A 24,774-nucleotide genomic window follows, 5' to 3' on the forward strand; every position below is an offset into this window, starting at 1 on the left:
CGTGTTCGCGTGCGACGAGCTGGGGTGGATTTGCTATCTCAGTAATGTTCAGTGGAACGGCCAAGGAACACACCGTGTGGCTAGCCCGAGGGCGCCCGACACCTATCGGGTTGCACCTTCAGGAGATGTCTACGTGGAATACGAAGTTCCAACAGATGCGCTCCGTCCACACAGCCAAGGAGCGTCTATCATTTACGGCCCAAACTCGCTGCAGGCCCGATTGCCTGGGCGGGCGCAAACTAGCGGCGTCCCATTCCGTAATATGTCAAATCCGAGGTGATGCCATGTCTGAGATGAGGCGGATAGATCTGAAAGATATCGCATCCTGGCACGGCCGCAATGCCCCTGAACTGGCGTCACGGGGTGTTGAATCAAGGCTCGTTGGGCCGACGGTAGGGCGGAGTAAGGACTCAGCCGCGGTCGAGTTCATCTCACCCGAATACCTGGTGGCTGCAACCGTTTGGGACTCAGGCGAGAGCGAAGTGATTACGGCGTTTGTTCAGGGTGACGATGACCCTATCGTGACAGTCCAGGATCTTGCCGATTCTGAAGCTATAATAGCGTTAATCGAGCACATTGCCTTAGAATTAACCGCCAAGCGGAATGGTGATTGATATCGCATATTCCTTGAGAATTGGGGCTCGGTATGCATTCTCCTGGTGTCCCTCCTTCGCGGGATGCGGGAGGATGCCGCGCAAGCCTGAATCGACTGTGACCTGACGCGGGTTCATTGAGGGCTATTCAGCGGGGCTCCTGGGATCCACAGTAGAGGCCCGGAGATAGAAGACGGCTCGCTCTTCAGCCTCGCCCGTGCAGAGCGGAATTGATGTATCGAGGGCGATAAGGGAAAGGTGCGCCTGGCCTGCAAGCTTGCAGCTCAGGTGCACCCTTCTTTCACCAACCTCGATTGGTCAAGTCTCCCCTGATCAGGGGAGGTTGGCATTGGAGCGGATGAAGGCTGTTGGGCGGGTCGATCGACACGTGACCCGCCCTTCGCCTCTGTGCGTCGCAGGGCAGAGGTGTGCGTGCCGGTTGCTGTCAGCCTCGATCCGTCAGACCTGAGTTGTAGCGGTTTAGTGACCACTCCAGCCGAGGGCGGCCAGGAGGGTTCGGGTCTCTGCGGGGATACGGGGGTGGGCGGTCACTTGTTGGGTGCCGATGGTGATGGTGGCTGAGCGTAGGGGCCGCAGGGTCTTGAGGATCTTGTTGATGCTCAGCCCGGATCGGGCTTGGGCTTCGCGGGAGATGGCGAGGGCAGCGAACACGACGGTCAGGTGGGCTTGGATGCTGTCTTCGAGGCGGTGGAAGACCGGTCGGGCGGCCAGGTCGGACTTGGTCATCCGGAAGGAACGCTCGACCTGGTAGAGGTCGTGGTAGGCGGCCACGACGGCGGCGCCGTCCATCACCGCGGCGTCGATGTTGGTGACGTAACCCTTGATCCCGATCAGGGATCGTGCGCGTTCGACAAGCTCCCAGTTCACGCTGGTGCTGCTGTCGGTGAAGGTGACGAAGCGGTCCTTCTTCAGCGGTCGTTCGCCGGCGGCGACCTTCTCGGCGCGTTCGACCATGGCGTTGATCGCGCGGTTGTCGTGCTGGGCTCGTGTGAACGCGTACTGGTAGACCACTCGCCGGTCCCGGGCCTTGGTCCCGGTGCCCATGCGCCGGGTGGTCTCGATCGTCGCGCCGTCGGGCAGGTGGTTGCCATGCCGGTCGACGTGGGCCTGCAACTCGTAAGGGATCTTGCCGGTTCTGGAGCCGACGATGAACCGGAACCCGTGCTCTTCCAACGCCAGCAGGTTCGCCGCGGACAGCATCCCGGCGTCGGCCACCACGACCAGGTCGCCGGCCTGATGGCGGTCACGGAACCGGGTCAGCACCGGGATCAACGTCTTGGTCTCGGCCTTGTTGCCGGCGAACAGGTCCACCTCCAGCGGAAAGCCGTCGGCGGTGGCGAGTAGCCCGACGGTGACCTGCGGGTCGACGCGGCGTTCCTTGCTCATCCCGACCTTGCGTAGCTGGTCTTCACGGTCGACCTCGAAGTGCAGCGTGGTCACGTCGTAGAGCACAACCGCCAAGCTCCCACCCCGGGTGGCGTGCCGGTGACAGGCCTGCGCGATCACGGCCCGGTAGTCACGCTCGACCACACGCTTGAGGCAGCGCATGAACGTCACCCGATGCGGTGAGCTAACCCCGATCTCGGTCAGCACACGCACCGTGTCCGCCTTACTGGTCGGCTCGATCACCCGGCCCAGGACCAGCGCCCGGAACGCGTCATCGCCGACACGATCCAGGCCGAGGCCGTCGTAGAGGCCGTTCAAAACCTCCCACAAGATCAGCGAGGAGGTGTCCTCGACCACCGCCGATGTCCCGGTCGCGCCTGCGCTGACGCTGTCCAGGTCCAGGGCCAACTGCCCACCATGAAGGCGTTCCTCAGCGACCTGCAACAACAGCGCCAACTCGTCGTCGGTGTGGGCCGAGCCGATGTGCTCGATACTCAACACCCGCCGGCCCCGCTTGTGCACGATCTGGACCGCGGTCGCTCCCGAGGCGGTCTTCACCCGCCGCACGAAAACGCCCACCCCGCGAGACTACCCACGCAGCCAAGCCGCGTTAGTGACCACATCAACGCCGAACCGCGAGCAAACGCCCACGTCAACGGCCCCCACAATCACAAGATCGCCAGAACGCTACAACTCAGGTCAGAGGGCTTTGCTCCCTGTCTGATCGTTTCGGCTTGACCGTTTTGTCCACTCGGGGTGGGTGCGGAAGTGCCACGTGTCGTTGTGGACGCGTGTACAACGACAGCCATGCGGCGACCGCTACCGGTCGGCTGTTCCGTCGGTGGTCGTGCAGGGGTTGGGGTGGTTGTTGGGGAGGCGGCAGCGGTTGGGGCCGTCGTGTGGGGCGTCGCACCAGATTCGGGTACGCACAAACTGCTTGTTCTCTTCGCTGAGGGTGGTTTCGCCGAAGTCGATGGCGGTGATGTGGCCGAGCGAGTCGCGCAGGGCGATGGTGAGGGCGGTGACCTCGCCCAGGCTGGTCAGTGTGGTGGGTAGGTGGATGATCCAGCGGGGCGCGTTCATTGCGGCCCCCGCCGGTGGACCGTCTCGCCGTGGTGGTGGGCCGCCTGTCGGGTCTGCCATTGCCGCAAGGCTTGGCGGATGCGTTCGGCCTCGGTGTTGGCGGTGGTCAGGGCGCGGTGCAGGCGTTCCATCTCGTCGGCGATCCGGTTGAGGTAGTCGTACACCTGGGCGGGGTCGAGGCCGCGCCGGCTGGTGCCGAAGGTGACGGCGCGGACCTGGTGGGGAAGCGGACGCTGGCCGCCCGAATAGATCATTGGTGGGTTGCTTCCTGCTCGGCGATCAGTGCGCGGATCTGGCGGTCGGTGAGGCCGCGTTCGGCGAGGAGGCGGCGGCCCCAGCGGTGCAGGCGGCACGGGTGCGGGGCCTGGTCGTTGCGGCAGCGTGGTCCGTCGGGGCACGGCTCGGGGGCGTGCACGCTGATCGCCCGGACCGCGAAGGTGACATCTTCGGTGGAGACATGGGGCGGTAGTGGAATGTCGTCGAGGATGCCGTCGGCCGATTCCATGATCCTCCTCTGCCGGGAGTCGACGGTGCCGGGGTGGGCGCCGGGATGAGGTTTCGGGGAAGGGCGCCCACCCCGGTCGTGACCTGCCGGGGGATTGGCCGGTCATCCACAAGGGTCATTTCCCTACTGGCCCAACGCAATGTTCTGCGGAAGAATGCGAACCAAGGGATGAGGTGCCTTACGCGACAACAGCAGAGGAGATGACGTGGACGACTCGGGAAGCACCGTCCCGCGTAGGCAACTCGGCAGGTATTTGAGAGAGATTCGCGAAAACGCTCACGTGACGGTCGCTGCGGCGGCCAAGGAACTGGAGTGGTCGACGCCCCGGATCTGGCGGTACGAAACCGGTCAGGTCCCCATGCACCCGAACGACGTGGAGGCCATGTGCCGGGTGTACGGCGCGGCTCCCGAGACCATCAAGACCATGCGGGCCCTGGCCCGGGAAACCAAGGCGCACGGCTGGTGGCACAGCTACGGAGAGGCGATCGAGGACTGGTTCAAGCTCTACGTCGGTCTGGAGGCCGCCGCCACCAAAATCCGCAAGTACGAAGCCGACCTCGTCCCGGGCCTGTTGCAGACGGTCGAGTACATGACCGAGGTCATCACCACCGACCACCCGCAGTTGAGCGCGGCGGAGCAGCAGGCAAAGGTGGACGTCCGACTCCGCCGGCAACGGCTGCTCGCTCGGGCGGTGCCCCGCGCGCCCTACTACGACGTGATCCTCAACGAGGCGGTGCTTCGCCGACCACTACGCGACCGGTCGGCGATGGCCCGACAACTCGACGCACTGGTGGTGGCGAGCCAGAAGCACAACATCCGGGTTCGGGTGCTCCCTCTGGCGGCAGGACTGTTCCGTTGGGCCGAAACGGGCACCTTCACTGTGCTCGACTTCCCCACCGACGTGCGGGAGCCGGAGCCGACCACCATCTACATGGACGGCCCCTGCGGCGCGGTCTACCTTGACAAGCCGTACGAGATCCGCACCTACGAGGATGCCTGGCGCTCGCTGCACGAGCGGGCGCTCGATGTCGATGACTCCCGTGAGCTGATCACGGCGATCGCGAAGGAGATGACCGATGAAGCGTGATGGAGTGTGGCGCACGTCGTCGCGTTCCGGCGGCAACGGCGAATGCGTGGAGGTGGCGGGGTTCGCTGACCTGGTCGGCGTACGCGACAGCAAGGACCGGCAGGGCGCGGAGTTGGCCTTCGGCCCGGCGACCTGGACCCGGTTCGTGGCCGCCGCCCGCACCGGCGCACTCGGCCCCCGCGGCTGAGCCGGCGCGGAGATCTTCCGGTGCCAGCCATCGTCGGGCTGGCACCGGAGCCGCGCCCGGCGTAGCAGCCGCCTACCCGTCCGCGCCGCGGTGAGCGCAAGGGCCTGGTGACGAAGGTCGTCGATCCACCCGGGCGGGCCGGTCAGTGCGGCCCGAGCGAGGGGAGCGGGCGGGTCGACTCGGGAAACACCGCGGGCGTGCCGGTCACCGGATCGGGCACGACCCGGCAGCGCAGCCCGAAGACGTCGGCGACGAGGTCCGGGGTGAGCACCGTCGACGGGTGGCCGGTCTCGGTGACCCGGCCGTCGCGCAGCACCACCAGGTCGGTGGCGAAGCGGGCCGCCTGGTTGAGGTCGTGCAGGACGGCGACCACGGTCCGGCCGCTGGCATGCAGATCGGCGAGCAGGTCGAGCACCTCGTACTGGTGGGCGATGTCGAGGTAGGTGGTCGGCTCGTCGAGCAGCAGGACCGGGGTGTCCTGCGCCAACAGCATGGCCAGCCAGGCACGTTGTCGTTGACCGCCGGAGAGTTCGGCCAGCACCCGGTCGCCGAACTCGGTGGTTCCGGTGACCGCCAGCGCCTCGGTGACCGCCTGTTCGTCCTGCGATGTCCAGCGGCTCAGCGCGGACCGGTGCGGATGTCGTCCGCGCAACACCAGGTCGGTGACGGTCATCCCGGCCGGTGCCTCGATGCCCTGGGGCAGTAGCCCGACGGTGCGGGCGTACTGCCGCCGGCCGTACTCGCGGACGTCGCGGCCGAGGACGGCGACCCGGCCCTCGCGTGGCGGCAGGACCCGGGCGATGGTGCGCAGCAGGGTCGACTTGCCGCACCCGTTGGGTCCGATGAAGACGGTGAAGCTGCCGTCGGCGATCCGGAGGGAGACGTCCCGGCAGACGGTCCGGCGGTCGTAGCCGACGGTGACCGAGTCCAGTTCGATCGCGGGTGGGACGCTCATCGTTACCTCCGAGGCGGCGGGTGCGGTACGCGGCACGGGACGGCTCACCGGGACCGCCCTCGCCAGGTCCAGGCCAGGACGAGAGCGAGGTAGCCGCCGCCGAGGACGCCGGTGACCGCGCCGACGGGCAGTTGCTGCCCGGGGACGAGGCGCTGGGCGAGTTGGTCGGCGGCGAGCAGCAGCGCGGCGCCGAGCACCGCGCTGGTGGTCACCAGGGGAGCGGCCACCCGGGTTGTCCGGCGGGCCAGGTGGGGTGCGGCCAGCGCGATGAAGCCGACCGGCCCGGCGCTGGCGACACCGGCCGCGGTGAGCGCGACCGCCAGGGCCGTCGCGGTGAGGCGTTGCCGCCCCACGGGTACGCCGAGACTGAGCGCCTTGTCGTCACCGGTCTCGATGAGTCGCAGCCCCCGGGCCACCAGCACGGCGAGTGGCAGCAGCACGGCGAGCGCGCCGAGCAGCAACGGCAGTTGTGCGCCGCTGCCGTTGAGGCTGCCGACGAGCCAGACCGCCGCGTTCTGCGCGTCGGTCACCTCGGCGCGGGTCAACAGGTACGCGTTGACGGAGGTGAGCAGCGCGGAGAGGCCGATCCCGACCAGGATGAGGCGCTGCCCGGTCCCGCCGAGCAGCAGTGCCGTCGCGGCGACGGCTGCACCGCCGAGCGCCGTGCCCACTGCCGGGGTGAGCCGGGTGTCGTCGAGCACCAGCAGGACGACGAGCGCGCCGGTGGCCGCGCCGACGGTGAAGCCGACGATGTCGGGGCTGCCGAGCGGGTTCCGGCTGGCGCTCTGGAAGAGAGCGCCGGCCGCGCCGAGCGCCGCCCCGACGGCGAGGGCGGTGCCGATGCGGGGCAGCCGCAGCTCAAGCAGGACGAACCGCAGGCCGGGGTCGCCGCCGCCGGTCAGCACCGGCCACAGGTCGGCCGGCGGGGTGGCGTACCGGCCGCTGGTCAGGGCGACGATGGCCAGGCCGGCGCTGAGCAGCAGCGCGATGAGGCAGGTCAGGGTGGCGCGACGGGAGTGCCGACGGAGGGTTCGTCGGCCCGGACCGCTGGTCGGTGGGGTGGTCGGGACGGTGGTCACAGTCGGGGGATCCTTCGGGCGCGGACCAGGGCGATGAATACCGGGGCGCCGATGGCGCCCATGACGATCGCGACCTCGATCTCGCCGGGGCGGGCCAGGAGCCGGCCGATCACGTCGGCGACGATCAGCAGGGTCGGGCCGAGGAGGCAGCTGTAGGCGACGATCCAGCCGAGCCGGGGGCCGCAGATCGCGCGGGCGGCGTGCGGGACGGCGAGTCCGAGGAAACCGATGGGACCGGCCACGGCGGTCGCGCCACCGCAGAGCAGGGTGGTGGCGACCAACGCGAGCAGTCGGGTGCGGCCGGGGTTGACGCCGAGGGCGCTGCCGCCGTCGTCGCCGAAGCGCAGCACGTCCAGCGGCCGGATCACGGCCACCGTGACGGCGAGCCCGAGCAGCAGTGCCGGCGCGGCCGTGAGCAGGGCGGAGAGCGGCTGGTCGGCGAGGCTGCCGACGACCCAGAACCGGTACCGGTCGAATGCGGTCTGGTCCAGCAGGGTGACGCCGGCCACGGCCCCGGTCAGGCAGGCGCCGACGGCGGCGCCGGCCAGGACGAGCCGGCCGTCGTCGGTCGTACCGGGGCCTCGGGGCCCGCCGATGACGGTGACCAGGGTGGCGGCGACGCCCGCGCCGAGCAGGGCGAGCAGGAGGTGGCCGCGCTGGCCGCTCACGCCGGCGAGGAGGCCGGCCACCACGGCCGCGGCGGCACCGGCGTTGACGCCGAGCAGTCCCGGGTCGGCGAGGGGGTTGCGGGTGAGCACCTGCATGAGGGCACCTGCCAGCGCGAGGGCCGCTCCGACGCAGATCGCGATCGCCGTACGGGGGATCCGGACCTGCCAGATGACGAGGCTCGCCTCGCTGTCGCTGTGGGCGAGAAGTTCCCGGAGCACCGTGCCGGCGGTCAGCGGTAGCGCGCCGACGACGAGGCTGGCCGCGCTGGCGACCAGCAGGGCGAGCCCGCAGGTGATCAGCCCGGCGGTGAGGAGGCGGGGATGACGCAACCTCGTGGGGGTGGCGACGAACACTGTGACTCACTTCATGGTGGAACGTTCCATCAGTGACTAAGGTAAACCTACCCTAAGTTCCGGTGGGGGCCCTCGCGCCTCCCCCTCGTGAAAGTCGAAGGACATGCGCACAACCCACCCACGTCGGCTGACAACACGCCTGATCGCCGCCACAGTACTGCTGGCCACGCTGATGACCAGCGGATGTGCCACCGGAGACGACACCGATCCGGTCGCCACGGCGTCCGGGCCCGCCGACGCCGCGTTCCCCACCACGCTCACCCACGCCTTCGGTACGACCACGATCGCCAGCAAGCCCGAGCGCATCGTGGTGGTGGGCCTCAAGGAACAGGACTACTTCCTCGCCCTCGGCGAGGTGCCCGTGGCGATCCGCGACTGGTACGGCGGCATGCCGAACGCCACCTGGCCGTGGGCCCGGGAACAACTCGGCGAGGCCAAGCCGGAGGTGCTGGCCCGCGCCGAACTCGACTACGAACAGATCGCCGCGCTGCGCCCCGACGTCATCGTCGGGCTCTCCTCCGGCATGACCCAGCAGGAGTACGACCTGCTCACGAAGATCGCCCCCACCGTCGCCCAACCCGAGGGCGACGGCAGCTGGGCGGTGACCTGGCAGCAGATGACCCGGGCCGCCGGGCAGATCACCGGGCGCGGCACCGAGGCCGAGACCCTCGTGGCGGAGCTGGAGCAACGGATCGCCTCGGTCGCCGACGCGTACCCCGCCCTCAAGGGCGCCAGCACCGTCTTCGCCTCCACCTACGAAGGCCAGTACTACCTCTTCAGCCCCGAGACCACCGCCTCGAAGGTGCTGCTCGACCTGGGGCTCACCATGTCCAGCGAGGTGACCGGGCTGACCGACAACGCCAACCAGTCCGCCACCATCAGCCGGGAACGCTTCGACCTGACGGACGTCGACGTCGCCGTCTGGTCCGAGGCCGCCACCGACCCCGGCGTGGCCACCCTCCTCGACGACCCGCTCTACACCCGGCTGGACGTACGCGCCCAACACCGCGAGGTCTTCCTCGGCGCCGAGGCCAACGGGGCGCTGGCGTTCTCCTCCGTGCTGAGCCTGCCCTACGTGCTGGACAGGATCGTGCCGGCGCTCGCCGCCGCGGTCGACGGCGACCCGGCCACCGACTCGGAATTCAGCGCGCGATGACCGACACGCTCACCCTGCCCGGCTTCTGGACCGCCACCGTGCACGAGGTCCAGCGGTTGACCCCGCACCTGCAACGCGTCGTGCTCGGCGGGCCCGACCTCGCCGGATTTCCCTCCCTGGGCGCGCCGGACGAGTCGGTGACGCTCTACTTTCCCCGTACCGACGAGCTGACGCCCCCGCCGATGACCGTGCGCGACGGGGTGTGGGGCTATCACGACGAGCAGTCCCCACCCACCGGACGCAACTACTCCATCCGCACCGTCGACCCGGACGAGGCCCGCCTCACCATCGACTTCGCCCTGCACGACCACGGCCCGGCCACCTCCTGGGCGCGGCAGGCCGAAACCGGCGCCGGGCTGCTGCTGTGGCGTCGCCGCGCCTGGTTCCGGCCCCCGGCCGACACCCGCTGGCTGGTGCTCGCCGCCGACCTGGCCGGGCTGCCGGCCGCGACCCGCATCGTCGCGGAACGGACCCCCGGTGTCGGCGTCCGGGTCCTGGTCGACCTACCGGACCTGGCCGACGCCCGTGACCTGCTCGCCGCGGCCGGCGGCGACCCCGCCGTGGAGATCGACGTCCGGATCGGGGTGGGCAACGGCAACGGCCCCGGCAGCCTCGTCGAACGGCTGCGGGACCGACCCCTGCCCGCAGGACCCGGGTACGTCTGGGTGGCCGGCGAGGCCGGCGAATGCCGCCAGGCCCGGTCCGTGCTGCGCGACATCCACCACCTGCCCCGCGACCGGGCCGTCTGCGTGGGGTACTGGCGCGCCGAGGCGGCCGACTGGGAACGTCGCTACACCCGCCACCGTCCGCTCCTCGACAAGATCTACCAGGACGGCCTCGCGGCCGGACTCAGCCCGGCGGAGGCCGGCGACCGGATGGAGGAGGAGCTGGAACGGATGACCCGGCGGTGACCTTCCCTCATCCCCGGGCCGAGTCGCGCCCCTGTCCCCGGGCCGAGTCGCGCCACCACAGGCGGACCGGGTGTTCGTAGACGCCACCCGGACCACCCCCGATCAGGCCGTCCAGCAGGTCGGCGCAGCGGCGTCCCGCATCCAACGGCGACAGATCGAGCGCGGTGATCGGTGGCTGCCCCAACCGCAGCACACTCGACTCGGTGGCGCTGGCCAACAGCATGTCCCGCCCGACCTGCCGGCCGTGCTGGCGCAGCACCTGCACGGCCACCGGCGCGGTGTCCACCGAGGCGCAGACCAGCGCGTCCACCCCCGGGTGCGCGAGCACCTGCTCGACCGCCCGGGACACCTCCGGCGGCGAGGGCACCCAGGGATGATGTGCGGAGACCGGGGCAACGCCGTGCCGGGCGCACCAGTCCCGGTAGCCCGACCCCAGTTGGGCGGCCCAGTCACCGGTCTCCGGCGGCAGCACCAGGGCGGGATGCCGCGCACCGGCCGAGGCCATCTGGTCCAGCAACCCGGTGATCGCCCGGTGATGATCGGCCCAGAGGACGACCTCCGCACGCATGCCGTCGGGAGGCCGCTCGAAACACACGACCGGAATCCCGCTTCCGAGCAGCACCGCCACGAAGTCGTCGTCCTGGTGCGGGTCAGCCACGATCACCCCGTCGAGCGCCCGTACCGACCGGCGTCCGGAGGCGGTCAGGATCGTGATGTCCCGGTCGCGGGCGGCGGCGCGCTCCATGATGCCGAAGACGAACCGCATGTAGAACTCCGAGGTGGAGGGCACTCCCGGGACGTAGACCCCGATGGTGCCGGTCCGGCCACCCCGCAACTGCCGCGCCGCGCGGTTCGGGACGTAACCCAGCTCCTCCACCGCCGCGCGGACCCGCTCCCGGGTCGCCTCCGACACCCGGCCGGAACGCGACAGCACATTGGAGACCGTGGACTTGCCGACACCTGCCCGACGCGCGACATCGTGCAAAGTGACCGGGCGTGCCATCGGTCCAGTCTAGGGACCGGGCATCGGGCGGGACACGGCAGCACAGCCCACCCAGAGGAAAGACGGTAAGCCCATGTTCGCGCCACATCCGGCCCCACCGCGTACGACGTTGCCCATCGGGAACGACCACCAGAGCCGATCCGCCGTACTCGGCGCGTCCGGCCTCGGATGGGTCGAGTTCGACCTGCCCGGTGTGGGGATCGGCACCGCCGAGTACCCCGACGGCCCGACCGGGGTCACCGTCCTCAGCATCCCCGGCGGCGCGCGTACCGCCGTGGACAAGCGCGGTGGTGCGGTCGGCGTCAGCGGAGGATTCCCGTACCACCATGCGTTGTGCTTCGCCGGTGGGTCGAGCTTCGGTCTCGCCGCGACCTCCGGCGTCTACGACGAACTACTCCGCCGTACGGGCTACGCGACCGACTTCGGTCGGCTTCCCGTGGTGTCCGGTGCCGTCGTCTACGACTTCACCCCCCGGGACAACGCCATCTACCCGGACGCTCAACTCGGTGCCGAAGGGCTGCGCGCGGTGCGTACCGACCGGGTGGCGGTGGGCCGGGTCGGAGCCGCCGCCAGCGCCACCGTCGGCAAGGTCGACAACGTCCGGGCGGAATGGGGTGGACAGGGCGCGGCTTTCGCCCGCATCGGCGCGGCCCGCCTTCTGGTGTTGACCGTGGTCAACGCGATGGGTGTGATCGTCGACCAGGCCGGCAACATCGTGCGCGGCAACCTCGACCCCGGCACCGCCCGACGCCGCCACCCCGCCGACGACTACGCCGACCTGCTCGCGGCGTCCACGGCGGAACTCGTGCCGGCGGCCGGGAACACCACCCTGACCGCGGTGGTCACCAACGTCCGGATGACCGACACGGAACTCGGCCAGTTCGCCACCCAGGTGCACAGCTCGATGCACCGGGCGATCCAGCCCTTCCACACCATCGCCGACGGGGACGCCCTGTTCGCCCTGACCACCGACGAGGTGACGGTGGCGGCACCGTCGCTGCGGCTCGGCACCGTCGCCGGCGAACTCGCGTGGGACGCCGTACTGTCCAGCGTGGGCGGACCGGCCGGGCGCGCCGCACTCGGCACGACGGGACGTGGGAGCCGGGGTAATTGCCTGGTGTCGGGATCGGAGGTCGTTACGATCGCAGCTCATGACGATCGTGATCACGGAGCGCCTGCTGGTACGGGATTGGAGTGACGGTCCGGCGGACCTGGCCCGGCTCTTCGAGATCTACTCCCGGCCGGAGGTCGCCCGGTGGCTGGGCGCCGCGTCGGGACTCCCGTTGACCGATCCGGCGCAGGCGGTGGCGTTGTTGGCGAGGTGGCGTCGGCGGCACGCGGCGCATGGTGATCGGTACGGCACCTGGGCGGTCGAGATGCGCGAGACCGGCGTCGTGGTGGGCACCGCGATGCTGAAGCCGTTGCCGGGGCGCGACGAGCGGGTTCTCACCGACGACATCGAGGTGGGCTGGCATCTGCATCCCGACGCCTGGGGCAACGGGTACGCCACGGAGGCCGCCCGCGCCCTCGTGGAGCGGGAACTCGCCACCGGGACGCGGCTGGTCCACGCCGTGGTCGACCCGGGCAACACCGCGTCGATGGCGGTGGCCCGTCGGCTCGGCATGAGGCACGTCGGTCGGCGTGACGACTGGTACGGCGGTGACGAGCTGGAGACTTTCGTCCTGGCCCGCGTGGCGTGACCTGGTCGGCCGGTGACGGCCACCACGCCGTCGATCCCGGCGTCGTGGCGAGGCCGAGCGGGTTCCGGAGCAGTTAATAAGGGACCCTTCCTCTACCGCAGGCGTTAATAGGGTGCCCTTCCTTGCACCGAGGTGGGGGTGGGGAAGAATGGCGGCGTGACCTCCCCCCGCGATCTTGTGCTGCTGGGCTGTACCGGCTCGGTCGGTACCCAGGCCATCGACATCGTGCGGCGCAACCCGGACCGGTTCCGGGTGGTGGCGCTCGGCGCGGGCGGTGGCAACGTCGGCCTGCTCGCCGCGCAGGCGCTCGAACTCGCCGTCGAGGCGGTCGGGGTGGCGAAGGCCTCCGCCGCCCAGGATCTTCAGCTGGCGTTCTACGCCGAGGCCAGCCGGCGGGGCTGGGCCAGCGGCGAGTTCAAGCTACCCAAGATCGTCGCCGGGCCGGACGCGATGAGCGAGCTGGCGCAGTGGCCGTGCGACGTCGTGCTCAACGGGGTGGTGGGGTCGTTGGGGCTCGCGCCGACCCTCGCGGCGCTGCGCGCCGGGCGTACCCTCGCGCTGGCCAACAAGGAGTCCCTGGTGGCGGGCGGCTCGCTGGTCAAGGCCGCGGTGACGCGGCCGGAGCAGATCGTGCCGGTGGATTCGGAGCACTCGGCGCTCGCCCAGTGCCTGCGCGGCGGCACCCGGGGTGAGGTGCGCCGGCTGATCGTCACCGCCAGCGGCGGCCCGTTCCGGGGCCGGCGGCGGGACGAGTTGACGGCGGTCACGCCGGAGCAGGCCCTCGCGCACCCGACCTGGAACATGGGGCCGGTCGTCACGATCAACTCGGCGACCATGGTCAACAAGGCGCTGGAGGTGATCGAGGCGCACGAGCTGTTCGACCTGCCGTACGCCGACATCACCGTGATGGTGCACCCGCAGTCGGTGATCCACTCGATGGTCGAGTTCGTCGACGGCTCCACCCTCGCCCAGGCCAGCCCGCCGGACATGCGGCTGCCGATCGCCCTCGGCCTCGGCTGGCCGGACCGGGTGCCGGACGCCGCCTCCGCCGTCGACTGGGCGACGGCCCACACCTGGGAGTTCGCGCCGCTGGACGACGAGGCGTTCCCGGCGGTGGCGCTGGCCAAGGCGGCCGGCGAGGCGGGGCGCTGCCGGCCGGCGATCTACAACGCGGCCAACGAGGAGTGTGTGGCGGCCTTCGTCGCCGGGCGACTGCCCTTCCTCGGCATCGTCGACACGCTACAGCGGGTCTTGGACGAGGCTCCCGATTTCGGTGAACCGGGTACCGTCGAGGACGTACTCGGAGCCGAGTCGTGGGCCCGCGCGCACGCGCAGGAGATCATCGCAGCTGCGGTGGAAGGAGCTTGATGTCGTTCGCGTTCGGGGTGGCGCTGTTCGCCCTCGGCATCCTCATCTCGGTGAGCCTGCACGAGGCGGGCCACATGCTCACTGCCAAGGCCTTCGGCATGAAGGTCACCCGCTACTTCGTCGGCTTCGGCCCCACCATCTTCTCGTTCAAGCGGGGCGAGACCGAGTACGGCCTCAAGGGCATCCCGCTCGGCGGCTTCTGCAAGATCGTCGGCATGACGCCGCAGGACGACGACGTCGAGCCCGGTGACGAGAAGCGGGCCATGTGGCGGTACCCGGTGTGGAAGCGGACGATCGTGATGTCCGCCGGCTCGGTCACCCACTTCGGGCTGGCCATCTTCGCCGCCTGGCTGGCCGCGATGACCTTCGGCCTGCCCAATCCCGACCGCCCGACCACCGAGGCGCAGATCCGCGCCGAGCCCGCGGTGATCGCCCTGCAACCCTGCGTCCTGCCGGACCCCACCTACCGGGAGTGCACCGCCACCGACACGCCCAGCCCGGCCGCCCAGGCCCAGCTGCGTAACGGCGACCGGATCACGTCGATCAACGGCACCCCGATCAACAGCTACGGCGACCTGCTCACCACCCTGCGGGCCACCACCCCGGGCAGCACCGCCACCATCGGATACATCCGCGACGGGCAGCCCGGCACCACCGAGACGGTGCTGGCCACCACCAAGCGCCCGCCGATCGACAACCCGGAGGGGCCGGTCACCGACGTCTCCGCGCTCGGTGTCGGGCTGGTCCTCTCCACCCCGAGCCTGGTCACCTACGGCCCGGTCGAGGCGGTCGGCGCGACCGGCGACTTCATGGGCAACATGGCGGTCGCCACCGCGCAGGCGTTGCAGCGGCTGCCGGAGAAGGTCCCGGCGCTCTGGACCGCCATCACCGGCGGTGAGCGGGACATGGACACCCCGATCAGCGTGGTCGGCGCCAGCATCCTCGGCGGCGAGGCGGTCGAGAACGACGCCTGGGAAATCTTCGTCATGCTCTTCATCTCGCTGAACTTCTTCATCGGGGTGTTCAACCTGCTGCCGCTGCTGCCGCTGGACGGCGGTCACATCGCCATCGCCTGGTTCGAGCGGGCCCGATCCTGGGTGTACGCGCGGCTGCGCCGGCCCGACCCGGGCCGCGTCGACTACTTCAAGCTGATGCCCTTCACGTACGTGGTGATCCTGATCGGTGGCGTGTTCACGCTGCTCACCATCACCGCGGACGTGGTCAACCCGATCACCCTCTTCACAAGGTGAGTGCCTGAAGTGACCGCTGTCAGCCTCGGTATGCCCGCCGTACCGCCGCCTTCGCTCGCGCCCCGCCGGGCGAGCCGTCAGATCATGGTCGGTTCGGTGCCGGTCGGTGGTGGCGCGCCGGTCTCCGTGCAGTCGATGACCACCACCCTGACCGCCGACGTCAACGCCACCCTCCAGCAGATCGCCGAGTTGACCGCGTCCGGCTGCCAGATCGTCCGGGTGGCGGTGCCCAGCCAGGACGACGTGGAGGCGCTGCCGGCGATCGCGCGCAAGTCGCAGATCCCGGTGATCGCCGACATCCACTTCCAGCCGAAGTACGTCTTCGCCGCGATCGACGCCGGCTGCGCGGCGGTGCGGGTGAACCCCGGCAACATCCGGCAGTTCGACGACAAGGTCGCCGAGATCGCGGCGGCCGCCTCCGCCGCCGGTACGCCGATCCGGATCGGCGTCAACGCCGGCTCGCTGGACAAGCGGCTGCTCAGCAAGTACGGCAAGGCCACCGCGGAGGCGCTGGTCGAGTCGGCGCTGTGGGAGTGCTCGCTCTTCGAGGAGCACGGCTTCCGGGACATCAAGATCTCGGTGAAGCACAACGACCCGGTGGTGATGATCCGGGCGTACCGGCAGCTCGCCGAGCAGTGCGACTACCCGCTGCACCTGGGCGTGACCGAGGCCGGCCCGGCGTTCCAGGGCACCATCAAGTCGGCGGTCGCCTTCGGCGCGCTGCTGGCCGAGGGGATCGGTGACACCATCCGGGTGTCGCTCTCCGCGCCGCCGGTCGAGGAGATCAAGGTCGGTAACCAGATCCTGGAGTCACTGGGGCTGCGCGAGCGCGGCCTGGAGATCGTCTCCTGCCCGTCCTGCGGGCGGGCCCAGGTGGACGTCTACACGCTGGCCGAGGAGGTCACCGCCGGCCTGGAGGGGCTGCCGGTGCCGCTGCGGGTGGCCGTGATGGGCTGCGTGGTGAACGGTCCCGGCGAGGCGCGCGAGGCCGACCTGGGGGTGGCCTCCGGCAACGGCAAGGGTCAGATCTTCGTCAAGGGCCAGGTCATCAAGACCGTGCCCGAAGGCCAGATCGTGGAGACCCTGATCGAGGAGGCGCTGCGGCTCGCCGACGAGATGGGCGCCGAACTGCCCGAGGAGCTGCGCGGCCTGCTCCCCGGCGCCACCGTCACCGTCCACTGACCCGCCCCGGTCCGCCCGTGCCGTTGTCGATCACGAGGTTAGCGGCAGTCTAGAAGATCGACTTCGCCGCTAACCTCACGATCAACGCGCCGTCCGGCGGGCGGCCGCGGCGGGGTCACTCGGATTCGGCGAGGATCGCGTACAGCTTGCGGCGGGTCTCGTCGAGCACCTGGGCGGCCCGCTCCCGCTGGTCGTCGGTGCCGGTCATCATCACCTGCCGCAGGGCGTGCATCGCCTGCATTCCGGCGTTGCGGATGTCGTGCCAGCTGTTGATGGTCTCCTCGCCGACCTCCGCCCAGGGTGGCGTCTGTGCCGCCTGGTCGGCCTCGGCGCGGCCCTGCTCGGTGAGGGTGAACCGCTTCCGGCCGCCGCCCGACTCCTCGGTGACGCCGATGACGCCCTCGTCCTCCAGGAGCTGGAGGGTGGGGTAGATCGAGCCGGGACTGGGCCGCCAGGATCCGCCGGTGCGGGAGTCGATCTCCTGGATCATCTCGTAGCCGTGCATCGGCCGCTCGGTGAGCAGGGCCAGGACGGCGTTGCGGACGTTCGGCCGGCGTCCCCGGCCACGCCCGCGCCCCCGGCCGCCCGGACCGTGATCGCCGTGACCGTGCGCTCCGGGCCCGAAGGGCGGGCCGGGCGGGAAGGGCGGGAAGCCGAAACCGCGCATCCGGGCCTCGTGCAGGGGGTGCCCCCGTCGATGGAACTTCATCAGGCTTTCTCCTTCGTAGAACTGTCGCTGATGCATCAACGATATATCGGCAATGCAACGGCGACAACTCGTCTGCCTCGGCGGCTCGGGATGTTCGCCCCCGAACCGGCCGGTCCGGGCGTGTCGGGCCGTTGGGCGGTGGTCACCGTCCGCCAACACGTCCCGCACGCATCTGGCAGGCTGGTAACCGTGCTGACGGCGCCGGTGCGGCAACTCGGGGAATCGGAACGTCGCGCGGTCGAGCGGCTGCTCGACCTCGACCCGTTCGCGAGCGCGCAGGTCGCGGAGCGGGTCGCCGCGCGCGGGCTGGCGTGGTGGCGCGCGGAGGGCCGGGTGCTCGGGTACGGCTCCCGTCGCCACCTCGAAGCGGTCTGCTGGCTCGGTGGCAACCTCACCCCGGTGCTGGCCGGCCCGCAGGCCGTCGCCGCCTTCGCCGACCTGCTCGGCGGAGAGGAACGGCTCTGCTCCTCGATCGTCGGGCGGTCCGACGCGGTGCTGGAACTCTGGGACCGCCTCTCCACCACCTGGGGACCGGCCCGGGACGTACGCCCCAACCAGCCGCTGCTGCTCACCGACGCGCTGCCCGAGGTGGCCCCCGACCCGCAGGTGCGCCTGGTCCGCAGCGGTGAACTCGACCTGCTCTTCCCGGCCGCGGTGGCGATGTACACCGAGGAGGTGGGGGTCTCGCCGCTGGCCGAGGATGGCGGGCGCGGGTACCGTCGCCGGGTCACCGACATGATCCGCTCCGGTCGGGCGTACGCCCGGTTCGTCGACGGCCGGGTGGTCTTCAAGGCCGAACTGGCGGTCGTCACCCGGCGCACCGCCCAGGTCCAGGGGGTCTGGGTGGCGCCCGAGTGGCGGGGCCGGGGGCTGGCCACCGCGGCGATGGCGGCGGTGGTGGGTGACGCGCTGACCCGGGTCGCCCCGACGGTCAGCCTCTACGTCAACGACTTCAACCTGCCCGCCCGGCGGGTCTACGAGCGCTGCGGCTTCCGCCCGATCGGCACGCTCGCCACCGTGCTCTTCTGACCTGCGCCGCCGAGCCCGACCGGCGGTTTCCGCCGAGTGGTCTGGCCCCGGCGAAAATGCGTTGAGCTGCCCGGGTCCGCGAAGCAGGCTGGAACCTCCGCCACCATTCCGGGAGGAACCGACCCATGCGCCTGCTCCGTGATCTGTGGGTCACCTCTCCTCGCCGGATGACCCTGGTGGCCGTCCTGATCCTCGTCGGCGGCGTCGGCCAGGCGGCCACCGCCGCGCTCGCCGGGCCCGTGCTGGTGCACCGTTCCGTCGGGTTCTTCACGCTGCTGGCGGTGGCCCTGGTCGCCGCCGTCGCCAGTGACCTGGTGGTCAGCCTGGTGATGGCCGGGGTGACCGCCGACTGGTCCGCCGACCTGCGCCGTCGACTCTGCCGGGTGGCGATGGGCCAGCCGGTGCCGAAACTGGAGACGACCCCGGTCGGCGAGATGCTCGACCGGATCGACGGCGACGTCTACGACACGGCCTCCGGCGTGCGCGGCCCGGGTGTGCGGTTGACCCAGGCGCTGGCCGTGGGCCTGCTCTCCACGCTGGTCGCGCTCACCGTCTGGTGGCCGGCCGGGGTCGGCATGCTGCTGCTCTGCGCCCTGCTCGCGGTCACCCTGCGCCGGCCCGCCGGGCGGATCGCCCCGGCCCGGATGCACGAGGAGGAGGCGTGGTCCGACCTGGCGGCGGTGATGGAGGAGTCCATCCACGGTCAGGACGACGTACGCACCAGCCTGGCCCGGCCGTACGTGCTGCGGCTGTACGCCCGCCGGGCCGCCGAGGTGCTCCGCCGTGGGTTGCCGGTGTGGCGGATGTCGGCACAGGTGAACACCATCGCGGCCGGCGTGATCCGGGTCGGCATCGCCCTGGTCGTGCTCGGCGGCGTCTGGGCGCTGGCCACCGGCCGGGTGGACACCGCCCGGCTGACCGCGATCTGGCTGCTCGCGCTCTCGCTGGGGATGACCGTCGAGCAGGTCAGCCGGATGGTGCCGGACGTGCAGTACGCCCTCGGCGCGTGGGGCCGGGTGCAACTGCTCCAGAACTCCCCGCAGGAACCCACGGGCGGTGCCGCCCCGACCGACGGTGACCTGGTCATCCGCGACCTGACCTTCCGCTACCCGGCCAGCGGGCCGGACGCCGACCGGGCCCCCGCGCTGCGCGAGATCGACCTGACCTTCGCCCGGGGCCGCTCGTACGCCCTGGTCGGGCGGACCGGCTCGGGCAAGTCGACGCTGGCCAAGGTGCTCTCCCGGGCGGTCGACGTGCCACCGGGGACGGTGCTGCTCGACGGGCGTGACGTGCTCGACCTGGACGTCGAGCAACTGCGCCGGTGGATCGCGGTCGTGCCACAGCGCACCGAGATCCTCGCCGGCACGCTCGCCGAGAACGTGGCCCTCTTCGACCCGGGGCTGCTCGACGCCGCCGCGCGGGCCCTGCACGAGCTGGGGCTGGCCGGGTGGATCGCCGAGCTGCCCGCCGGCCTGGACACCCGCCTCGGCGAGGGCGGGCACGTGCTTTCGGCCGGTCAGGAGCAGCTCGTCGCGTTCGCCCGGATCCTGGTCCGCGACCCGCACGTGGTGATCCTCGACGAGGCCACCGCCCGGCTCGACCCGGTCACCGAGGCGCGGGTGCAGCAGGCCACCGAGCGGCTGCTGCGCGACCGGATCGGCATCGTCATCGCGCACCGGCTCTCCTCGGTGAGCCGCTGCGACGAGGTGATCGTGCTGGCCGACGGAGCGGTGGTCGAGGCCGCCCCGCTGGCCCGGTCACACCGCTTCGCCGAACTCCTCGTGGCCAGCCACGCGGGCGGACACCACGGCGACGCCGGAGCGGAGCTGCTGGCGGAGCCGGGCACCGACTGGTTTCGGAGCGAGCCCGCACCGGCCACCACCGACCCGTCCGGCGGCAACCCGGCCGTCACCGACCTGGTTGCCACCGACCTGACCGCCACCGACCTGACCGCCACCGACCTGACCGCCACCGACCTGGCCGGCGGCAACCCGGCCGTCACCAACGCGGTCACTGATCCGGGCGGGGAGACTGGGCCGGGCGTCGACCGGCGGCCCGCGTCCCGGGGGCGGACCCTGCGGGAGATCTTCCGGCTCTGCCTCAACGACCCCCGCTACGGCGCGGCAGCGGTGGGGGTCTTCGCCGTGCTGGCCACCCTCGGCCTGGACGGGCCGGTGCTGGCCTGGCTCTGGGCCGACGTGGTCGACGGCACCGGCGACCCGTGGCTGCCCGCCCTGGGCATCGCGGTCGGGCTGGTGCTCGCCATCCCCGCCCACTACTGGACCCAGCTGTGGTTCCCCGGCTGGTGGGTCCGGCAGATGCTGCGGATCAGCCTGCGCCTGGTGCACGGACAGACCGGCCCGCGTCGGGTCAGCCGGCACACCCCGGCCGAGGTGGTGGCCCAGGGCGGCGACACCGAGCGGGTGGTGCAGCTCGCCGACAACGTGCTCGACCAGGTGGTCGGCCTGCTCCTGCTGGTCACCATGACCCTGGTCACCGGCAGCGTGGTGCCGGGGCTGTTCTTCCTCGGCACCATGGTGCTCTCCGGGCTGGCCGCGACCGCGTTCGGCCCCCGGCTGGAGCGCGCGGCCCGGGACACCGTCGCCGCCCGGGCGGCGTTCGCCACCGCGCTGGTCTCCACCCTGTCGGCCGCCCGGACGGTGAAGCTGGCCGGGGCGACCCGGCCGGTGCTGACCCACCTCGCCGATCTCGACGCGGTACGCAGCGCCCGCCAGCGCCGGGAGATCGCCGTGCAGGTGTGGGCCCGCTCCACCCCGTCGATGGCCAGCGGCCTCTTCCCGATCGGCGTCTGGGCGCTCTTCCTGGCCGGCGGGCTCTCCGCCGGTGCGGCGCTGGTGGCGGTCTCCACGCTGGGCGCGGCCCGCTGGTTCGCCTGGACCACCGCGTCGCTGATCTCGCAGGTGCCGTCGGCGCGGGTGTGGACCCGCCGGACGGCGGAGATGGCCGGGATCGAGGTCTACTCCGCCCGGGTGCCGGGGGTGGACCTGGCCGCCGGGACGGCGCCCGCGCCGCCGGTGGCCCCGCGCACCCCGCTGCGGCGGCTGGAACTGGCCGGGTTCGGCGTCCGGCACACCGACGGTCTGACCGCCGTACGCGACGTCGACCTGACCGTGGAACGCGGCCAGCTGGTGCTGGTCGTCGGCCCGGTCGGTGCGGGCAAGTCGTCGCTGCTGCGGGCCCTGGCCGGCATCGCCCCGCACACCGGGGAGCTGACCTGGAACGGGGAGCCGGTCACCGAGCCGGAGCTGTTCCTCCGCCCCAACCAGGTCGGCTACGTGGGCCAACTGCCCCGGGTGCTCTCCGGCACGGTCGCCGACAACATCACCCTCGGCCATCAGGTGGACGCCGGGCACGCGGTGACCACCGCCCAGCTGGAGCACGACCTGGCCGGCACCGGCAGCGGACTCGGGCTGCTCATCGGGCACAAGGGCACCCGGCTCTCCGGCGGGCAGTTGCAGCGCCTGGCGCTGGCCCGGGCGCTGGCGCCGCGTACCGAACTGCTGGTCGCCGACGACATCTCCTCCGCGCTGGACGTCACCACCGAGTTGGCGCTCTGGCAGGCGCTGCGCCAGCGCGGGGTGACCGTGGTCGGTTCGACCTCCAAGCGGGCCGCGCTGGTGCGGGCCGACCACGTGGTGGTGCTCTGCGGCGGCCGGGTGATGGCCCAGGGGCCGTGGCGTGACCTGGAGCCGTGCTGGGGTCACCTGGCGGGCTGACCCGGCCCGGTGGGCCCGCGCGCCGAGTGGGGGCGCGGGCCCGCCGGCTCACCCGGCCCGCAGGTACTGGTCGGGCCAGTTGGCGTCGACGCCCAGCTTGGCCGCGGCCTGCTGCGGCCAGTACGGGTTGCGCAGCAGTTCCCGGCCGAGCAGCACCAGGTCCGCCTCGCCGTCGGCGACGATCGCCTCGGCCTGCTCCGGCTCGACGATCAGGCCGACCGCCCCGGTCGGGATCCGCGCCTCCCGGCGGACCTGGGCGGCCAGCGGCACCTGGTATCCGCGCGCCAGCGGGATGCGGGCGGTCGGTGACGCCCCGCCCGAGGAGCAGTCGACCAGGTCCACCCCGGCGGCGGAAAGCTCGACGGCCAGCGCGACGCTGTCGTCGACCGTCCAGCCGCCATCGACCCAGTCGGTGGCCGAGATCCGGGTCAGCACCGGCACATCCTCGCCGACGGCGGCGCGGACCGCGCGGGCGACCTCCAGCGTCAGTCGCATCCGCCCGGCCCGGTCCCCGCCCCAGCCGTCGACACGGTGGTTGGTCAGCGGAGAAAGGAACTCGTGCAGCAGGTAACCGTGCGCGGAGTGGATCTCCACGGCGGCGAAGCCGGCCGCCACCGCCCGTTCGGCGGCGGCGCCGAACGCCTCGACGACACCGGTGATCCCGGCCGGGTCCAGGGCGGTCGGTACCCGATAGTCCGGTAGGAACGGCTCGCCGCCGGGCCCGACCGGCGTCCAGCCGCCCGCACCATCCGGCACCCCGCCCCGACGCGGGTCCCACGGTCGGTACGTCGACGCCTTGAAACCAGCGTGCGCGAGCTGCACCGCGGGCACCGCGCCGTGCGCGGCCAGGAACCGGGTCACCGGGCGCCAGGCGTCGACGTGCCGGCCGGACCACAGTCCGGTGTCCTGCGGGCTGATCCGACCCTCCGGCACCACGGCGGTCGCCTCGGTCATCACCAACGCCGCGCCGCCGACCGCGCGGGCGCCGAGATGCACCAGGTGCCAGTCGGTGGGCAGGCCGTCGGGCCCGGCGCTGTACTGGCACATCGGCGCCAGCGCGATCCGGTTGGGCAGGGTGACCGCGCGCAGCGCCAGTGGCGTGAACAACGAACTCATTTCGCCATTCTCGCGCGACCTCGGCTGCGGGCGACGGGCCCGGCCGCCAGGATGACGGCGGTGGCCAGGCCCCAGAGGGCCGCCACCGCCAGCAACAGCCGTTCCAGCGTCCCGACCAGCGAACTCCGGCCGACGAGCAGCATGGCCAGCCCGACCGCGCCCGCGAGCGGCAGCGCCACCGCCGCCGCGACGCCGGCCGTGCGGCGCAGCGGGCGCCCGGCCGCCGGGGCGAGGGCGATCGCGATCATGGCGAAGACCACCGCCGCGGTGGCGGCGATGCTGGCCGCGCCGTGCACCAGGTCGGCCACGGTGGCCCGCTCGAACGGCGGCAGCGGGCAGCCGGCGCTGCACGTCACCGCGCCGGAGAGGAGCGTGGCGAGGCCACCCAGGGTGAGCAGGGCCGCCGCGACCCGCGGCACCGCCGGCAGCGCGGCGGCGAGCAGCAGCAGCGCCGTGGCCAGCGCGAACACCCCGATCCGGTACGGCCAGGCGTACCCGCTGTCGGTGACACCGGCTTCGCTGACGTACCCGGTGAGCCCCGGACCGGGGGCGGCGACCACGGTGACCGTCACCGCGGCCGTGCCGGTGAGCACGCAGAGCGCGGCCCCGGCCGCCGCGACCCGCGACGCCGCCGTGCCCGCGGCCCCGCCGCACCCCCCGCCGGCCGGTGTCGGGGGCTCAGCCACGTCCGTGCGGCGTCGTCCAGCCGTGCAGGTCCGGCCCGAGCGGCACGATCCCGGTCGGGTTGATCTCGCGATGGGTAACGTAGTAGTGCCGCTTGATGTGGTCGAAGTCGACGGTCTCGCCGAAGCCGGGGGTCTGGAAGAGATCCCGGGCGTACGCCCAGAGCACCGGCATCTCGGTGAGCTTGTTCCGGTTGCACTTGAAGTGCCCGTGGTACGCCACGTCGAAGCGGACCAGCGTGGTGAAGAGCCGCACGTCCGCCTCGGTGATCGCCTCCCCCATCAGGTAGCGGCGGCCGGCCAGCCGCGCGGACAACGCGTCCAGCCGGGCGAACAGCGCCCGGAACGCCTCGTCGTACGCCTGCTGCGAGGTCGCGAAGCCGCACCGGTAGACGCCGTTGTTGACGTCGGCGTGGATCTCGGCCATCAGCGCGTCCATCTCCGGGCGCAGCTCGACCGGGTAGAGATCCGGTGCGTCCGGGGCGTGCAGCCGCCGCCACTCGGTGGACAGGTCCAGGGTGAGCTGCGGGTAGTCGTTGGTGACCACCCGGCCGGTGCGGGTGTCGACCAGCGCCGGCACGGTGACCCGGCCGGCGTAGTCGGGGTCGGTCGCCAGGTACGCCTCGGAGAGGAAGCCGATGCCCAGCGCCGGGTCGAAGCCGTCCTGGTCGAGGGTGAACCGCCAACCGCGTTCGTCCCGGATCGGGTCGACCGTGCCCAGCGAGATGGCGTCGCGCAGCCCGAGCAGGTTGCGCACGATCAGCGCCCGGTGCGCCCACGGGCAGGCCCGGCACCAGATCAGCCGGTAGCGGCCCGGCTCCAACGGCCAGCGGTCCTGCCCGTCCGGGCCGCCGCCGGGCGGTGCGGTGGAGTGCGGGGTGACCCGCCCGGTGAACCGGTTGGGCTGGCGGACGAACGTGCCGCCGTCGCTGGTCTCCGCGCTGAACTGGGCTCGCACCATGCCGACAACCTATCCGGATGGGCCGGCGATATCCTGGCCGCCGGACGTTCC

At 71.6% G+C, this 24,774-nt stretch carries 25 protein-coding genes; 13 read left to right on the plus strand and 12 right to left on the minus strand.

Annotated features, from left to right (window positions below):
• Position 1 precedes the first annotated feature (1 nt).
• Entirely contained in the window at positions 2 to 280 is a 279-nt protein-coding gene (locus ACQPYA_RS07880) for a TreTu family toxin (protein WP_433531972.1), read from the plus strand.
• 4 nt (positions 281 to 284) lie between these two features.
• Complete coding sequence (locus ACQPYA_RS07885; protein ID WP_433531973.1) at positions 285 to 614, plus strand: hypothetical protein; 330 nt, start codon at positions 285 to 287, stop codon at positions 612 to 614.
• A 459-nt stretch (positions 615 to 1,073) separates the two neighbouring features.
• Here ACQPYA_RS07885 and ACQPYA_RS07890 read toward each other — a convergent pair whose 3' ends face one another.
• The 4 genes from ACQPYA_RS07890 to ACQPYA_RS07905 all read right to left on the minus strand — a co-directional run bounded on the left by ACQPYA_RS07890 (position 1,074) and on the right by ACQPYA_RS07905 (position 3,588).
• Positions 1,074 to 2,579: an IS1634 family transposase gene (locus tag ACQPYA_RS07890; RefSeq protein WP_433531974.1), complete on the minus strand. Its 1,506-nt coding sequence runs from the start codon at positions 2,577 to 2,579 to the stop codon at positions 1,074 to 1,076.
• 240 nt (positions 2,580 to 2,819) lie between these two features.
• Positions 2,820 to 3,083, minus strand: coding sequence for a hypothetical protein (locus tag ACQPYA_RS07895; RefSeq protein ID WP_433531975.1), 264 nt, complete (start codon positions 3,081 to 3,083; stop codon positions 2,820 to 2,822).
• On the minus strand, positions 3,080 to 3,337 hold the full coding sequence (locus tag ACQPYA_RS07900; RefSeq protein ID WP_433531976.1) for a DivIVA domain-containing protein: 258 nt from the start codon (positions 3,335 to 3,337) through the stop codon (positions 3,080 to 3,082). The genes ACQPYA_RS07895 and ACQPYA_RS07900 overlap by 4 nt, the downstream gene beginning before the upstream one ends.
• Positions 3,334 to 3,588: a hypothetical protein gene (locus tag ACQPYA_RS07905; protein WP_433531977.1), complete on the minus strand. Its 255-nt coding sequence runs from the start codon at positions 3,586 to 3,588 to the stop codon at positions 3,334 to 3,336. Before ACQPYA_RS07905 ends, ACQPYA_RS07900 begins: the two co-directional genes overlap by 4 nt.
• Positions 3,589 to 3,793: 205 nt before the next feature.
• On the opposite strand from ACQPYA_RS07905, the gene ACQPYA_RS07910 reads away from it, so the two are divergent.
• Positions 3,794 to 4,675 (plus strand): helix-turn-helix domain-containing protein, encoded by an 882-nt coding sequence (locus ACQPYA_RS07910; RefSeq protein ID WP_433531978.1) that lies wholly within the window; start codon positions 3,794 to 3,796, stop codon positions 4,673 to 4,675.
• Between the two features lie 4 nt (positions 4,676 to 4,679).
• The gene (locus ACQPYA_RS07915; protein ID WP_433533414.1) at positions 4,680 to 4,862 is read left to right on the plus strand and encodes a DUF397 domain-containing protein; all 183 of its coding nucleotides are present in this window, start codon (positions 4,680 to 4,682) and stop codon (positions 4,860 to 4,862) included.
• Between the two features lie 142 nt (positions 4,863 to 5,004).
• On the opposite strand, the gene ACQPYA_RS07920 is transcribed toward ACQPYA_RS07915, so the two are convergent.
• Genes ACQPYA_RS07920 through ACQPYA_RS07930 form a run of 3 tightly spaced genes read right to left on the minus strand, consistent with a single transcriptional unit; the run spans position 5,005 to position 7,894 of the window.
• Positions 5,005 to 5,817: an ABC transporter ATP-binding protein gene (locus ACQPYA_RS07920; RefSeq protein WP_433531979.1), complete on the minus strand. Its 813-nt coding sequence runs from the start codon at positions 5,815 to 5,817 to the stop codon at positions 5,005 to 5,007.
• 44 nt (positions 5,818 to 5,861) lie between these two features.
• The gene (locus tag ACQPYA_RS07925) at positions 5,862 to 6,896 is read right to left on the minus strand and encodes a FecCD family ABC transporter permease (RefSeq protein ID WP_433531980.1); all 1,035 of its coding nucleotides are present in this window, start codon (positions 6,894 to 6,896) and stop codon (positions 5,862 to 5,864) included.
• Positions 6,893 to 7,894 carry a FecCD family ABC transporter permease gene (locus tag ACQPYA_RS07930; RefSeq protein ID WP_433531981.1) on the minus strand — a complete coding sequence of 334 codons (1,002 nt, stop codon included), beginning with the start codon at positions 7,892 to 7,894 and terminating at the stop codon, positions 6,893 to 6,895. Before ACQPYA_RS07930 ends, ACQPYA_RS07925 begins: the two co-directional genes overlap by 4 nt.
• A 127-nt stretch (positions 7,895 to 8,021) precedes the next feature.
• On the opposite strand from ACQPYA_RS07930, the gene ACQPYA_RS07935 reads away from it, so the two are divergent.
• Positions 8,022 to 9,074, plus strand: a complete 1,053-nt coding sequence (locus tag ACQPYA_RS07935) for an iron-siderophore ABC transporter substrate-binding protein (protein ID WP_433531982.1) — start codon at positions 8,022 to 8,024, stop codon at positions 9,072 to 9,074.
• Positions 9,071 to 9,985: a siderophore-interacting protein gene (locus ACQPYA_RS07940; RefSeq protein ID WP_433531983.1), complete on the plus strand. Its 915-nt coding sequence runs from the start codon at positions 9,071 to 9,073 to the stop codon at positions 9,983 to 9,985. The genes ACQPYA_RS07935 and ACQPYA_RS07940 overlap by 4 nt, the downstream gene beginning before the upstream one ends.
• Before the next feature lie 7 nt (positions 9,986 to 9,992).
• Here the strand turns inward: ACQPYA_RS07940 and ACQPYA_RS07945 are convergent, their stop codons facing one another.
• Complete coding sequence (locus ACQPYA_RS07945) at positions 9,993 to 10,988, minus strand: LacI family DNA-binding transcriptional regulator (RefSeq protein WP_433531984.1); 996 nt, start codon at positions 10,986 to 10,988, stop codon at positions 9,993 to 9,995.
• 73 nt (positions 10,989 to 11,061) lie between these two features.
• Here ACQPYA_RS07945 and ACQPYA_RS07950 point away from each other — a divergent pair, with 73 nt between their 5' ends.
• From ACQPYA_RS07950 to ispG, 5 genes are all read left to right on the plus strand, one after another.
• A complete protein-coding gene (locus tag ACQPYA_RS07950) occupies positions 11,062 to 12,186 on the plus strand; it encodes a hypothetical protein (RefSeq protein ID WP_433531985.1) in 1,125 nt (374 codons plus the stop codon).
• On the plus strand, positions 12,140 to 12,688 hold the full coding sequence (locus ACQPYA_RS07955) for a GNAT family N-acetyltransferase (protein ID WP_433531986.1): 549 nt from the start codon (positions 12,140 to 12,142) through the stop codon (positions 12,686 to 12,688). Before ACQPYA_RS07950 ends, ACQPYA_RS07955 begins: the two co-directional genes overlap by 47 nt.
• A 156-nt stretch (positions 12,689 to 12,844) precedes the next feature.
• Positions 12,845 to 14,056 carry a 1-deoxy-D-xylulose-5-phosphate reductoisomerase gene (gene dxr, locus ACQPYA_RS07960; protein WP_433531987.1) on the plus strand — a complete coding sequence of 404 codons (1,212 nt, stop codon included), beginning with the start codon at positions 12,845 to 12,847 and terminating at the stop codon, positions 14,054 to 14,056.
• Positions 14,056 to 15,306, plus strand: a complete 1,251-nt coding sequence (locus ACQPYA_RS07965) for a M50 family metallopeptidase (RefSeq protein WP_433531988.1) — start codon at positions 14,056 to 14,058, stop codon at positions 15,304 to 15,306. Before dxr ends, ACQPYA_RS07965 begins: the two co-directional genes overlap by 1 nt.
• A gap of 9 nt (positions 15,307 to 15,315) precedes the next feature.
• Complete coding sequence (gene ispG, locus ACQPYA_RS07970) at positions 15,316 to 16,488, plus strand: flavodoxin-dependent (E)-4-hydroxy-3-methylbut-2-enyl-diphosphate synthase (protein WP_433531989.1); 1,173 nt, start codon at positions 15,316 to 15,318, stop codon at positions 16,486 to 16,488.
• A gap of 115 nt (positions 16,489 to 16,603) precedes the next feature.
• Here ispG and ACQPYA_RS07975 read toward each other — a convergent pair whose 3' ends face one another.
• On the minus strand, positions 16,604 to 17,197 hold the full coding sequence (locus tag ACQPYA_RS07975) for a PadR family transcriptional regulator (protein ID WP_433531990.1): 594 nt from the start codon (positions 17,195 to 17,197) through the stop codon (positions 16,604 to 16,606).
• Positions 17,198 to 17,386: 189 nt separating this feature from the next.
• Here ACQPYA_RS07975 and ACQPYA_RS07980 point away from each other — a divergent pair, with 189 nt between their 5' ends.
• Together ACQPYA_RS07980 and ACQPYA_RS07985 are read left to right on the plus strand one after the other, a co-directional pair.
• Positions 17,387 to 18,226: a GNAT family N-acetyltransferase gene (locus tag ACQPYA_RS07980; RefSeq protein ID WP_433531991.1), complete on the plus strand. Its 840-nt coding sequence runs from the start codon at positions 17,387 to 17,389 to the stop codon at positions 18,224 to 18,226.
• Positions 18,227 to 18,351: 125 nt separating this feature from the next.
• Entirely contained in the window at positions 18,352 to 21,963 is a 3,612-nt protein-coding gene (locus tag ACQPYA_RS07985) for an ATP-binding cassette domain-containing protein (RefSeq protein WP_433531992.1), read from the plus strand.
• Positions 21,964 to 22,011: 48 nt separating this feature from the next.
• Here ACQPYA_RS07985 and ACQPYA_RS07990 read toward each other — a convergent pair whose 3' ends face one another.
• From ACQPYA_RS07990 to ACQPYA_RS08000, 3 genes are read right to left on the minus strand one after another with little or no spacing between them, the layout of a single operon-like run.
• Positions 22,012 to 23,079 (minus strand): NADH:flavin oxidoreductase/NADH oxidase, encoded by a 1,068-nt coding sequence (locus tag ACQPYA_RS07990; RefSeq protein ID WP_433531993.1) that lies wholly within the window; start codon positions 23,077 to 23,079, stop codon positions 22,012 to 22,014.
• Complete coding sequence (locus ACQPYA_RS07995; RefSeq protein ID WP_433531994.1) at positions 23,076 to 23,765, minus strand: DUF998 domain-containing protein; 690 nt, start codon at positions 23,763 to 23,765, stop codon at positions 23,076 to 23,078. Before ACQPYA_RS07995 ends, ACQPYA_RS07990 begins: the two co-directional genes overlap by 4 nt.
• Positions 23,758 to 24,723: a glutathione S-transferase family protein gene (locus ACQPYA_RS08000; protein WP_433531995.1), complete on the minus strand. Its 966-nt coding sequence runs from the start codon at positions 24,721 to 24,723 to the stop codon at positions 23,758 to 23,760. Before ACQPYA_RS08000 ends, ACQPYA_RS07995 begins: the two co-directional genes overlap by 8 nt.
• Between the last annotated feature and the right edge of the window lie 51 nt (positions 24,724 to 24,774).

The organism is Micromonospora sp. CA-263727 (assembly GCF_050942455.1).
GTDB lineage: Bacteria > Actinomycetota > Actinomycetes > Mycobacteriales > Micromonosporaceae > Micromonospora.

Coding starts and splice junctions, on each gene's coding strand:
- ACQPYA_RS07885 (WP_433531973.1), top strand. CDS start 285: ATGTCTGAGATGAGGCGGATAGATCTGAAAGATATCGCATCCTGGCAC.
- ACQPYA_RS07895 (WP_433531975.1), bottom strand. CDS start 3,083: ATGAACGCGCCCCGCTGGATCATCCACCTACCCACCACACTGACCAGC.
- ACQPYA_RS07900 (WP_433531976.1), bottom strand. CDS start 3,337: ATGATCTATTCGGGCGGCCAGCGTCCGCTTCCCCACCAGGTCCGCGCC.
- ACQPYA_RS07905 (WP_433531977.1), bottom strand. CDS start 3,588: ATGGAATCGGCCGACGGCATCCTCGACGACATTCCACTACCGCCCCAT.
- ACQPYA_RS07920 (WP_433531979.1), bottom strand. CDS start 5,817: ATGAGCGTCCCACCCGCGATCGAACTGGACTCGGTCACCGTCGGCTAC.
- ACQPYA_RS07935 (WP_433531982.1), top strand. CDS start 8,022: ATGCGCACAACCCACCCACGTCGGCTGACAACACGCCTGATCGCCGCC.
- ACQPYA_RS07940 (WP_433531983.1), top strand. CDS start 9,071: ATGACCGACACGCTCACCCTGCCCGGCTTCTGGACCGCCACCGTGCAC.
- ACQPYA_RS07945 (WP_433531984.1), bottom strand. CDS start 10,988: ATGGCACGCCCGGTCACTTTGCACGATGTCGCGCGTCGGGCAGGTGTC.
- ACQPYA_RS07950 (WP_433531985.1), top strand. CDS start 11,062: ATGTTCGCGCCACATCCGGCCCCACCGCGTACGACGTTGCCCATCGGG.
- ACQPYA_RS07955 (WP_433531986.1), top strand. CDS start 12,140: ATGACGATCGTGATCACGGAGCGCCTGCTGGTACGGGATTGGAGTGAC.
- ACQPYA_RS07965 (WP_433531988.1), top strand. CDS start 14,056: ATGTCGTTCGCGTTCGGGGTGGCGCTGTTCGCCCTCGGCATCCTCATC.
- ACQPYA_RS07975 (WP_433531990.1), bottom strand. CDS start 17,197: ATGAAGTTCCATCGACGGGGGCACCCCCTGCACGAGGCCCGGATGCGC.
- ACQPYA_RS07985 (WP_433531992.1), top strand. CDS start 18,352: ATGCGCCTGCTCCGTGATCTGTGGGTCACCTCTCCTCGCCGGATGACC.
- ACQPYA_RS07990 (WP_433531993.1), bottom strand. CDS start 23,079: ATGAGTTCGTTGTTCACGCCACTGGCGCTGCGCGCGGTCACCCTGCCC.
- ACQPYA_RS08000 (WP_433531995.1), bottom strand. CDS start 24,723: ATGGTGCGAGCCCAGTTCAGCGCGGAGACCAGCGACGGCGGCACGTTC.